Source organism: Vicinamibacterales bacterium (assembly GCA_036496585.1).
Lineage (GTDB): Bacteria > Acidobacteriota > Vicinamibacteria > Vicinamibacterales > 2-12-FULL-66-21 > JAICSD01.
The window spans coordinates 126240-138216 of sequence record DASXLB010000066.1 but is presented as its reverse complement, the minus strand read 5'-3'; the positions used below and the strand labels follow the sequence as shown (position 1 = coordinate 138216).

11 protein-coding genes are annotated in these 11977 nt (G+C 67.7%); all 11 read right to left on the bottom strand.

All coding sequences use genetic code 11. The features are described from left to right. Positions 1–44: 44 nt before the first annotated feature. The gene (gene nusA, locus VGI12_19345; GenBank protein HEY2434837.1) at positions 45–1301 is read right to left on the bottom strand and encodes a transcription termination factor NusA; all 1257 of its coding nucleotides are present in this window, start codon (positions 1299–1301) and stop codon (positions 45–47) included. 70 nt (positions 1302–1371) lie between these two features. Continuing rightward, complete coding sequence (gene rimP / locus VGI12_19340) at positions 1372–1896, bottom strand: ribosome maturation factor RimP (protein ID HEY2434836.1); 525 nt, start codon at positions 1894–1896, stop codon at positions 1372–1374. Between the two features lie 86 nt (positions 1897–1982). Then, complete coding sequence (gene rimO, locus VGI12_19335) at positions 1983–3422, bottom strand: 30S ribosomal protein S12 methylthiotransferase RimO (protein HEY2434835.1); 1440 nt, start codon at positions 3420–3422, stop codon at positions 1983–1985. Between the two features lie 9 nt (positions 3423–3431). Next, entirely contained in the window at positions 3432–4730 is a 1299-nt protein-coding gene (gene asnS / locus VGI12_19330) for an asparagine--tRNA ligase (GenBank protein ID HEY2434834.1), read from the bottom strand. Position 4731: 1 nt separating this feature from the next. Further along, entirely contained in the window at positions 4732–5565 is an 834-nt protein-coding gene (locus VGI12_19325; protein HEY2434833.1) for a sugar phosphate isomerase/epimerase, read from the bottom strand. Between the two features lie 37 nt (positions 5566–5602). Beyond that, positions 5603–6613: a phosphotransferase gene (locus VGI12_19320; protein HEY2434832.1), complete on the bottom strand. Its 1011-nt coding sequence runs from the start codon at positions 6611–6613 to the stop codon at positions 5603–5605. Positions 6614–6642: 29 nt separating this feature from the next. Continuing rightward, entirely contained in the window at positions 6643–7602 is a 960-nt protein-coding gene (locus VGI12_19315; protein ID HEY2434831.1) for an NDP-sugar synthase, read from the bottom strand. A 1-nt stretch (position 7603) separates the two neighbouring features. Next, positions 7604–8164, bottom strand: a complete 561-nt coding sequence (locus tag VGI12_19310; protein ID HEY2434830.1) for a class IV adenylate cyclase — start codon at positions 8162–8164, stop codon at positions 7604–7606. 25 nt (positions 8165–8189) lie between these two features. Further along, entirely contained in the window at positions 8190–9065 is an 876-nt protein-coding gene (locus tag VGI12_19305) for a hypothetical protein (GenBank protein ID HEY2434829.1), read from the bottom strand. Between the two features lie 24 nt (positions 9066–9089). Continuing rightward, the gene (locus VGI12_19300) at positions 9090–10718 is read right to left on the bottom strand and encodes a trypsin-like peptidase domain-containing protein (GenBank protein ID HEY2434828.1); all 1629 of its coding nucleotides are present in this window, start codon (positions 10716–10718) and stop codon (positions 9090–9092) included. Between the two features lie 45 nt (positions 10719–10763). Continuing rightward, a complete protein-coding gene (locus VGI12_19295) occupies positions 10764–11942 on the bottom strand; it encodes a M24 family metallopeptidase (protein ID HEY2434827.1) in 1179 nt (392 codons plus the stop codon). Between the last annotated feature and the right edge of the window lie 35 nt (positions 11943–11977).

Below are 11977 nucleotides of genomic sequence, written 5' to 3'. Positions count from 1 at the left end.
ACTCCCGTATGTGGGAGTCGGTCGTGGAGAATCGGGAGTTATCGTCACTCCGCCTTCGCCGGCTCCTGTGCGGCGGCCGGCGTCTCATCCGCCGCCGCTTCCTCGGGCGCCGCTTCTGCCGCCGCTTCCTCCGGCGCCGTTTCTACCGCCGCCGTTTCCTCCGACGCCGCGCCCTCGGGCGCTACCTCCTCGGATCCGGCTTCGGCGGACGCCGCGTCGAGGCCGCCTCCGATTTCAAGCGCGCCGAACTGCGCTTCCACTTCCTTGCGCTTTTCTTCTTCGCTCTTGATGTCGATCTTCCAGCCGGTCAGCTTCGCCGCCAGCCGGACGTTCTGCCCCTTCTTGCCGATCGCCAGCGACAGCTGCTTGTCTTCGACGACGACCTCCATGACGCGGTCTTCGTCGTTGACGATCGACACGCGCTGGACCTTGGCCGGGCTGATCGCCTGCGTCACGAACTGGACCGCGTCGTCGGACCACTCGACGATGTCGATCTTTTCGCCGCGCAGCTCGCGGATGATCGACTGTACGCGCGTGCCCTTCATGCCGACGCAGGCGCCGACCGGGTCGACGTCGCGCTCGCGTGAGTAGACCGCGACCTTGGCGCGGTCGCCGGACTCCCGTACGGCGCCGCGGATCACCACCGTGCCGTCGTAGATCTCCGGCACTTCCTGCTCGAAGAGCTTGATGAGCAGCGCCGGATCGGTGCGCGACAGCACGATTTGCGGACCCTTGGCGCTGCGGTTCACGCCGCGGATGACGGCGCGCACGCGGTCGCCGACCGCATAGTTCTCGGCGCGCGACTGCTCCTTGCGCGGCAGCTGCGCCTCGATGCGGCCGAGCTCCATGATGATGTCGCCGTTCTCGAAGCGCTTGACCACCCCGCTGACCACCTCGCCGACGCGGGTGCTGTACTCGGCGTAGACGTTCTCGCGCTCCGCTTCGCGCACCTTCTGGAAGATCACCTGCTTGGCCGTCTGCGCGGCAATGCGGCCGAGGTCCTCGGTCGGGCGCGGAAATTCGATCTCCATGTCCACTTCGGCCTCGTCGCCGTAGAGCTGCTGCGCTTCGACCAGGGAGATCTGGTTGGGCGGATCAGTCACTTCTTCGACAATGCGCTTGACGGCGCAGAGCTCGAGCTGACCGGTCTCGGCGTTGAAACGGGCCCGCAGCGTCTCGTTCTTGTAGCGCTTACGCGCGGCCGCCTCGATGGCATCCTGGATCGCGCCGATGATGATCTCCGGTTCGACCCCCTTTTCCTTCGCAATGGCGTCGATCTGCTGCAACAGTGGATTCTGCATCTTCGTTCTCTTCGCCGGCCCTGAAGGTCCGGCCGACACGGTCTCTCGCCGGCTCTGCGGTGTCCGGCATCTAAAATTCCACGTCCAGGTGCGCCCGTTTGATCTTGTCGAGCGGCACCCGATGCGTTTTTCGTCCCTCGTCCAGGAGCACGGCGCCGCCCTCGACCGCCGCAATCCGCCCCGCGAACGCGCTCTGGCGCTCGACCGGCTCCGTGGTCACGATCTTGGCGAGCCGGCCGGCGAAGCGCCGGTAGTCCGCCTCGTGCCGGAGCGGTCGATCGAGCCCCGGCGACGAAACTTCCAGTGTGTACTCGTCTGCGAGATCCGCCTCGCCGAACTCGTCTTCGACGTCGAGCAGCGCACTCAGGTCGCGGCTGACGCGCTGACAGTCCTCGATCCCGACGCTTTCCTCGATCGTCTCGACGCGACCCGGATCCGGCCGATCGATCACCACCCGAAGCACCGTGCCGATCGACTCGCGCCGCACCTGCACGTCGAACACCTCGAGCCCGTAGCTGGCGGCCACCCGCTCGGCCGCCCGCCGCAGCCGGACGATTTCTTCAGCTTTCGGCGTAAATGCGCCCCTGAAACACAAAAAGTGGGCAACCGGCCCACTGTCAGAAAACCCTCGTACCTAGCGCCTTACAGTATACCGTATCTTTGCCTTTCCCGATTCGAATCTCAGCCGGGAGAACGCCTGGTCGCTCCCACCTCGACCGGCGCGACCACGAGATCATACCCCCGCGCGCCCACGACCCGCGCCCGGACGAGGTCCCCGCCCGCATACGCCGTCGGATCGCACTCGGTCAGGTACACGACCGGGTCGATGTCGGGGGCCTGGCCTTCGAGCCGACCCTGCGTCACGAGCTCGTGCTCCGGCGACGGTCCGTCGATCAGCACGTGGACGTCGGTACCGATGAGCGCCTCCTGACGGCTGGCCACGATCCGCTGTTGACGCGTCATGATCGCGTCCCGCCGCTGCCGCTTGACGGCCGCCGGGACGTCGTCGGCCACGGCGTGGGCGCGCGTGCCTTCCTCGTGTGAGTAGGTGAACACGCCCAGGTGGTCGAACCGCGTGTCTGCGACGAACGCCTCGAGCTCCGCGAATTCGGCCTCGGTCTCGCCGGGGAATCCGACGATGAACGTCGTCCTGAGTGTGACGCCGGGAACCCGCTCGCGGATCCGCGCCAGCAGCGCGTCGTAGGTCTTGCGGTTGCCAGGCCGGCGCATCCGCCGGAGCACCTCTGCCGACGCGTGCTGCAGTGGCAGGTCGACGTAACGGCACACCTTCTCGCAGTCCGCCATAGCCGCGAGCACGTCGTCGGTGATGGTCGTGGGATAGAGGTAGAGCAGGCGGATCCAGCGCAGGCCGTCGATCGCGTTCAGCTCACGCAGCAGCGTCGCGAGCGCGCCGCGTTCGTGGCGGTCGATGCCGTAGAACGTGGTGTCCTGCGAGATGAGCAGCAGTTCCCTGACGCCGCGCTCCGCCAGCCGACGCGCCTCGGCGACGATCGAGTCGGGCGTGCGGCTGCGGTAGCTGCCGCGCAGCGTCGGGATGATGCAGAACGCGCACGTGTAGTCGCAGCCCTCGGCGACCTTCACGTACGCGAAGTGGCGCGGCGTCGTCTGCAGGCGCGGTGTATCGGCGCCGTAGAGGTAGGTCGGCGCCGGCGGCTTCGCTGACGTCGATGGCCGATGGCCGATGGCCGATGTGCCACGTTTCTTGTGGAACGTCAGGGGCCGGGTGTCGGCGGCGGGGGCTCTCGACGTATCGCCCAACGGGCTCACCGCTTCGACGATGCCGGGCAGCTCGCCGGTCCCCAGCAGCGCGTCGATCTCTGGGATCTCCTTGCGCAGTTCCTCGCGATAGCGCTCCGCAAGGCAGCCGGTGACGACGAGACGCGAGGCCTTGCCGTCGCGCTTCATCTGCGCCATTTCGAGAATGGCGTCGATCGACTCCTGTTTGGCGTTGTCGATGAAGGCGCAGGTGTTGACGACGAGCACGTCGGCCTCTCGCGCGTCGGGGGTGATTTCGTGGCCGGCCTGTTGCGCCAGGCCCAGCATCACCTCGCCGTCGACGAGATTCTTGGGGCAACCGAGGGAGACGAATCCGACTTTCATGTGCGCATCCTAGGGATACATCCGATAGAGCATCCGCGGATAGGGAATCGCCTCGCGCAGGTGTTCCAGTCCGCAGATCCACGACACCACCCGCTCGATGCCCATGCCGAAGCCGCCGTGCGGCACCGAGCCATAACGGCGCAGGTCGAGATACCACTCGAACGCCTCCTGCGGCAGATCGTGCTTCTTGATCTGCTCGACGAGGAAGTCGAAGTCGGTGGCGCGCTCGCCGCCGCCGATGATTTCGCCGTACCCTTCCGGGGCGAGGACGTCGACGCCGAGCGCCAGCTCGGGCCGCGCCGGATCGGGCTTCATGTAGAACGCCTTGACGGCGGCAGGATAGCGATGGACGCAGATCGGGCGGTCGAAATCCTCCGAGAGCGCGGTCTCGTCGGGCGCGCCGAAGTCGCCGCCCCACTCGAAGGGCAGCCCCTTCTTCTTCAGCGCCTCGACCGCCTCGTCGTAGGAGACGCGCGGAAACGGCGACTGCACCCGCTCGAGCTTCGAGGTGTCGCGCTCGAGCACCTTCAGCTCGTGTCGGCGCTTGTCGAGCGCCCGGCCGACCACGTAGACGACCAGCCCCTCGGCGAGCGCCATGACGTCGTCGAGCGTCGCGTAGGCCATCTCGGGTTCGACCATCCAGAACTCGGTGAGATGGCGCCGCGTCTTCGACTTTTCGGCGCGGAAGGTCGGTCCGAATGCGTAGACGCGGCCGAGCGCCATCGCGTTGGCTTCGTTGTAGAGCTGTCCGCTCTGCGTCAGGTAGGCCGTCGTGTCCTCGAAGTACTGCACCGGGAAGAGCGTGGTCGTGCCCTCGCAGGCCGCCGGCGTGAAGATCGGCGTATCGGCAAGGATGAAACCGCGGCTGTTGAAGAAATCGCGGACGGCGTTGATCACCTCGTGCCGGACGCGGAGAATGGCCTGCTGCCGCGGCGAGCGGATCCACAGATGACGCCGATCCATCAGAAAGTCGACGCCGTGCTCTTTCGGCGTGATCGGGAAGTCCTTCGCCTCGGAGACGACCTCGAGCGCCGTCACGTCGATCTCGAAGCCGCCCGGTGCGCGCGCATCCGCACGCGCCGCGCCTTCGACGATGATCGCGCTTTCCTGGGCGAGATGGTCGGCCTGCGTGAACATGGCGTCGCCGACCGCCTTCTTCGACATGACGCACTGGATGAACCCGGTGCCGTCGCGCAGCGTCAGGAAGTGGATCTTGCCGCTCGATCGCCGGTTGTGGAGCCAGCCGCGCAGGCGGACCGCCTGACCCTCATGCGCCGCGATGTCTTCGATGTAGGTGGGCTGTGTCATCTCAGTAAGCCAGCAGTTTCTCGAAGCGGGCGCGCGCCTGCACCGCCTTGCGCAGCACAGCATCGGGCGATCCGGTGTTCGCCAGCTCCATCAGACAGGTCCCGTCGTAGCCCACCTTCTGCAGCGTCATCAGCGCGACGTCCCAGTCGATGCGGCCGTCGAACGGGACGAGGTGATCGTCCCGCTTGCCCGCGTTGTCGTGGACATGCGTGGCGACCAGATGTTCGGCGACGGTTTCGATCGCATCGGCGACGTCGCCCATCAGGAACGCGTGGCCGAAGTCGAAACAGATGCCGGCGCGGGCGGCCTCCAGTTCCTGCTCGAGCAGCGCGGTCAGCGTCGGCGCATCCGAAAGCGGGTTCGGGATGATCTCGAACGCGACCCGCACGTCGACGGACTCGGCCAGCCGACAGATCTCCTCGGCACTGCGGGACGCCGCGGCGCGGCTGTTCTCGCCTCCGCGGGCGACGGGCGTGCCGAGATGGACGACGAACACGTCGCAGGGAATCGTCCTGGCGATGTTCAACGCCGCCGCGGCTTCCGCCACCGCCGCCTGGCGCCTGGCGTTGTCGGTGACCGCCGTGGACATGACCTGTCCCCACTGGTCGCCCGGCAGCATCCTGTCGGTGATCGGCGCGTGAATGCCGTGCAGCGCCAGCCCCGTGTCCTTCAGCCACGTCCCGAGCTCGGCAATCGCGTCCGCGTCGTGGTAGTCGAAGTGGCTGCGCGTCGCGAAGACCTCGACCGTCTCGAACCCGTGGGCGGCGATCTGGGCGAGATGCTCGCGAGCGAGCCGCTGATCGTGAAAGAGGTGCGTCGAGATGCCGAACCGCATGCTGGGGAACCTCCCATGTTACCCCGCTTCGCGTCGGCTATCGGAATTCCTCGACGTGCGCCGCCAGCAGCTCGCGCAGCCGCGTGAAGCGGGGCTGCGCGAGGTTGCGGCGGACGTAGCGCAGCGTGCGCGGAATGTACTGGATATACACGGGGTTGCGGCGCGCCGTCGTCTGATAGCCGAAGGTGCCGAGCGCCTTGAGGTTCCGCTGCAGCGCCATGACGTCGAACCGGCGGCGGAAGTCCGGATCGTCGGGGGTGCCCTTGAGCGCCAGGAAATAGGCCACCAGCTCCTCGACCGTCTGGTCCGTCAGATCGACGTAGGAGTCGCGCAGCAGCGAAACCAGATCGTAGGTGTCGGGCCCCAGGCGCGCGTCCTGGAAGTCGATCATGTACAGCTGTCCGTCGAACAGCATCAGGTTGCGGCTGTGGTAGTCGCGATGGCAGAGCACGCGCGGCTCGTCGGCGAGCTCGCGGACGATGGCGGCGAACTCGCCGCGCAGGGCGGCCCGTTCGCCCTCGGCGAGCGTCACGCCGCGATAAGCCTCGAGAAAGTGCTTGGTGAAGAACTCCAGCTCCCAGGTCAGCTTGTCGACGTCGAAGGAGATGCCGTATGGCAAGTACTCGGGCGAGGCGAGTTCGCCGCCGCGCTTCTGCAGCGTGGCGATGAGGGCGACGGCCTGCCGATAGAGCGCCGCGTGCTGGGCCGGGCTCGAGGCGCCGAGGTGCGCCTGCAGCGTGACGTCGCCGAGATCCTGCAGCGCCAGGACGCCCAGATCGTCGGCGTGCCCGAGGACGGTGGGGATTGGTACCGGCATCTTCGCGAGCAGCGTCGCGACGTTGACGAACGGGAGCGCCTGGACGTCGAATGCCGCGCCGTACAACGACAGCACGATCGAGGGAGCGTCGGGCAGCAGCACGCGGAAGTAGCGCCGATCGGACGCGTCGGGCGTCAACGGCACCACCCGCGGCTGCCTGGCGCTCAGCGCGCTGCGGTCGAAGTAACGCTGGATTCGCTCGCGCGTGTCGTCGGGGTGGCTCTTCTCCACGAACCTATCCTAACGTGCGCCGCAGTCAGCTACAGCGCCGCGACGACCAAGCCGGACGGGCCGGCGACGATGGCCGAGTTCGAGTACCGTGCGCCCGGCGGGATGACGACGTGGTCGGCGACGACACAGTCGCGGAGCGCGGCTCCGGCCCCGACGACCACGTCGTCCCAGAGGACCGAACGCGTGATCTGCGCCGACGGATCGACGCGCACGTCACGGCCCCACCGCGGGCGGTCGGGTCGTCCATCAGCCGCCGCCAGTGCGAGCGAGGTCGCGAGCAGATCCGCCGGAGTGCCGATATCGCGGAAGCTCCAGTCGCCCACGAAACCGGCCACCGAGCCCGGCCGCTCGCGCATCAGGCGGGGATAGACCTCGAGCACCGATTCCGACGGGACCCCGTCGGGCAGGTCCGCGAAGACCGATGCCTGCACGACCTGCGGTCCGATGAAATGGAACGACGGCCCCGGCGAGCCGCGCCGCGTGAAACCGGTGATCGCGCCGCGTTCGTCGAGCAGCACCCCTCCGTACTTGTCGGGGCGCGGATTCCGCACGAGCGCCATCGAAACGAGCGCGCCGCGGTCGCGATGGGCGCGGATCATCGACACGAGATCGACGTCGGTGAGTGTGTCGCCGTTGACGAGCACGAAGGCGTCTTCGGGCTCGGCGGCGGCGTCCCGTCCCGGCGCGCTCGCGCGATCGGTCAGCAGCGGCAGCGCGTGCCGCGGTCCACCCGCCGAGCCCAGTACCGGCGACTCCCACGAGTATCGAACCCGCGCGCCAAGATCGGCGCCGTCCCCGACGGCCGCGGCAATCGAGTCGGGCCGGTGATGCAGGTTGAGGACAATCTCGCTGATGCCGTGCGAGACCAGCCACCGAATGGTCCGGCGCGCGATCGGATCGCCGTCGACGGGAGCGGCGGCCTTCGCACGCGCCAGCGTCAGGGGCTCGAGCCGCGTGCCCAACCCCGCCGTCAGCACCAGCGCGCGCATTTCAATCCGTCGAAAACACCATGTCGGATCCGGCGAGCCCCTTTTCGTCGCGGAGCTGCAGGAACAGTCCGCGATACGAGTCGAGCACGTATTCCTCCGGCGTGCGGCCGAGCCGCTCGGCCATCGCCGCGATCCCGTGTTCGCCGCCTTCGATCTCGACGAACACCCCGACCGGCGTCTCGTCGATCGCGACGATGACGTCCTCGTGCGCGAATTCCTCGCGGTACTTCTCGTAGCGGAACCAGACGTGATAGCCGAGATCCTCGAAGATTCGCAGCAGCATCTGGCCGTCGCCGACGACAGTTTCGAATTCGTCGCGCAGCTTCATGGTCGAGGGCTGGATCGGGCCCTTGAAGGTGATGCGGCTCTTGCCGTTCTCGCAGCGGATGCGCAGCGCACACCCACGCCGGCGCAGCGACTCGTGCTCGTCGTCGAGGAGCGCGTCTTCCTGCAGGCGCCGCCCGAGCAGCGGGGTGGCGCCGGCCGCCTCGACGGCCTCGTGCGCCTGCTCGACCGTGTCGAACCTCAGCTTCACTTCGCGCTCGAGCGTCGTCGTCCCCATGTGCCCTCCCCGTGGCCGCCGCGGATTATAGTGCGATCGGCCGCGACGCTCCACGCCAGATGACGTGCCGCACGAAAACGTACATCACGAAACATTCGACCGCGAAAGCCGGAAAGCCGAGATAGCCGGCCAGCGGCATCTCGAACAGCTTGACGTGCGGCGGCACCGGAACCGTGTAGATCCACTTGGTCCGCGCCCAGTAGTTCCAGCACTCCCAGACGAGCCCGCACGCCAGGCCGCCCCAGAGCAGGTTGACCAGCCGCCCAAAGTGCCGGGCCGCGAAGTCGCCCCGCAGCGACTCGGCTCCGGCGTGGGCGTTGATCGGATCGAGCAGGAAGATGAATCCGAGCCAGACCGGCGCCGCCAGCCACGGCGAGGGATGCACGATCGGCCACAGCAACATCGCGGCGCCGGCCGCGATGCTGAGCCAGCCGGCCAGATTGATCGGCACCTTCGGCGGGACGGCGCGCCGGAACGCCGGCGCCCGACGGTCGCGCAGCGCGCCCACGAGCTCCGCCGTTTCGAAGATGGCCGGCAGGATCGTGGCGAAGGCCCACGCGTAGCCGACGTAACGCACCAGCAGCAGATCGGGGAGGCCGACGTAGTGCCAGTTGTGCAGCGTGTACTTGTTGAACAGCTCGAAGACGATCCACAGCGGAATGCCGGCGATCGCCATGAAGGCCATCTCGGCGCGATCGTTGCGGATCGGAGACTCGCCCCGTACCAGCCAGATCACGCCGTCGACGAAGACGATGTAGCCCGTCCAGGCGAGGGGCGTGTGCCACGACCAGAACGGCTCGAGTCGGGCGAGCACGCCCGCCTCGGAGATCACGATGACCGCGAGGCCGATCCAGGCAGAGGCTGGAAGACGGCGATCGGCGACTGAAGACGAAGGATTCATCAATCGCCAACCCCCATCCACATCCTAGCGTTTCGTCATCGTCACGAACACGCTGCTGCCGTCGCGCCAGACCAGGAGGAACGCCGGCTGGCCCGGCTGCACGGTCTGCAGTTCGCGCGTCACCTGGCTGGTGTTCGACACCTTGTGGCGGTTCACCTCGAGGATGACGTCACCCGGGGCGATGCCCGCCTTGTCGGCGGCGCTGTTGTGATCGACGTCGGTCACGATCGCGCCGCCGGTGTTGCCGGGGAGATCGAGACGGCGCGCCACGTCGGGCGTGATGGCGTCGAGCGTCATGCCGAATCCGGTGGTCGTGGCTTCCGGCTGCGGCTGTTCGGGCGTGCTGCCGCGCCGCGCACCGCGCGACTGCTCGGCATCGAGATCGAGCTCGTCGATGGTGACGCTCAGGTTCTTGCGCTGGTTGTTGCGGAAGAGCGTGAGCGGCACCGGGGTGCCCGGCTTGGTGTTGACCACCATCGCCACCAGCGAATCGCTGTCCTTGACCGGCTTGCCGTTGAAGTCGATGACGACGTCGCCGGGCTCGAGGCCGGCCTTGTCGGCAGGACCGTTGGGGTTGACGGTGGCGATGAGCGCGCCGCTGGCGTTAGGTAGCCCGAACGCCTTCGCCGTCTCGGGCGTGAGGTGATCCTTCGACACGGTGACCCCGATGACGCCGCGGACGACCTTGCCGTTGCGCAGTTGCGGCAGCAGGTCGCGGATCGTGTTCATCGGCGTGGCGAAGCCGATGCCGATGTTGGCCGAGCGCTGGTCCGTGTAGATCGCGGTGTTCATGCCGACGACTTCGCCGCGCACGTTGAGCAGCGGGCCGCCCGAGTTGCCGGGGTTGATCGCGGCGTCGGTCTGCAGCATGTTCTGTTCGCGGCCGGGCACGCCGCCGAACGGACGGCCGAGCGCGCTGATCACGCCGACGCTGACGCTGTGGCCGAGGCGGAACGGATTGCCGATCGCCATCACCCAGTCGCCCGGCTGCATCTGGTCGGAATCGCCGAGCTTCACCTCGGTCAGCGGCTGCGGCGGCATCTCGGTGAGCTGGATCAGCGCGCTGTCGCTCAGCGTGTCGTGGCCGACCACCTTCGCCGCATAGGATTCGAGCCGTTCCGCGCCGTAGAGGCTGACCCGGATCGTCTCGGCTCCGTCGATCACGTGGTTGTTGGTCAGGATGAACCCGGCCTTGTCGATGATGAAGCCGGTGCCCGCCCCTTCGAGCACGGGCTCCTGCTGCTGACGGCCGCCCTGGTTCCCTTGACCGCCCTGGCTGCCCTGCCCGCCGCGGTTGCGTCGCGGCGGCGCCTGGTTCCCCTGGTTTCCCTGGTTTCCCTGGTCGTCGCCGCCGAAGAAGCGGCGCAGCAGGTCATCGCCGCCGCTGCCGAAGTATTCGGTCAGGTCGCGGCCGCGCTGCCGCACCTCGGTCTGGATGTTGACGACCGCCGGCGCGTTCACTTTCGCGATCGTGCGGAAGGTCGTTGCGTCGATGGCGCCCGTCAGCGGCGCGCTGTTGACCGGCGGCACCGCCATCGTCTGCGCCGACGACGTGGGGGTCAAATCGAGCCGCGCGGTGATGACGACGCCGACCGCCATGCCGGCGACGGCGGTCAGGACGATATAAAAGGCCGAGGTCTTTCCAGTCGACATTAGAGAACTCCCCACTCCCAATTCCCAACGACCATTCCGAACAGGTTACAGGAGCACGAATTCCGTCTGCGGCGGGCCGGTGACCGTAGCCTCGCGATCGCCGACATACATGTTGATCTCGGTCCGGACACCGAAGTCCTGGGTATAGACGCCAGGTTCAATGGTAAACCCGGTGCCGGGGATCAGGCGCCGCTCGTCGTGCGTCTCGTAGTCGTCCATGTGCACGCCGTTGCCGTGGACCTCGGTGCCGAGGCTGTGGCCGGTGCGGTGAATGAACTGGGCCCCGTAGCCGGCCCGCTCGATCACGTCGCGGCAGGCGCGGTCGACCTCGAAGCCGCGGATCTCGCGCCCCTCGGCGGCCCGCGCCTTGACCAGCGCGATGGCGGCGTCGCGTCCGTCGCGTGCCGCGTTGAAGGCCTTGACGTAGGCGTCCGGCACCGCGCCGCCGGTGAACCCCACCCAGGTGATGTCCGCATACACCGAACCGGCGGATCGCAGCTTGCCCCAGAGGTCGAGCAGGACGATCTCGCCGCGGCCGATGGAGCGGTGCTTTGCGTCGGTCGGCATGTAGTGCGGGTTGCCGGCGTTTTCCTGCGCGGCGACGACCGGCGGCGCGTCGGCGAAGAGCCCTTCCTCCTCGAACCAGCCGACCATGGCGCGCTGCACGTCCATCTCCGTGATGGCGCGGCCGGCGCGGCCGGCGTCCCGGACGAGCGCAAACGCGCGGTCCTTGATCCGGTAGAGCGCGTCGGACGCGGCGCGATGCGTGCGCAGGGCGTCGCCGGACCACACCGCCTCGAAGCGCTGCACGAGATCGCCCGACGAGACCACCTCGGTGCCGATGGCGCGCACGGCCTCGACCGTGCCCGCGTCGACGCGCGAAATGTAGGGGATGGCGTTGTTCGGCGAGTACTCCATCGCGATCCGCGGCATGCCGGCGAGCACGCGCGTCAACCCCGCCGTCAGCGTTTCGCGCTGCGAGTAGATCGTCTTGTTCCCGGGGAGGTGGTCGAGGTTGAACGGCTCGATCGCGTGCATCAACTTGCGCGGTTCGCCGCTCGCCGGAATCAGGTAGTACCAACGCCGTGTCGTCATCTTGCCGGTGCCGTCGAGGCCGGCCAGGCGGCGGGCAATCGGATTCGAACCGTGAAAATCGTAGAGGAGCCAGCCGTCGAGCCCGTCTTCCTGGAGGGCGCGTTGGACAGCCGGAATCGACAGCGACATCGTGTGAGTATAGACGTTAAGCCCGGGGAACCGGA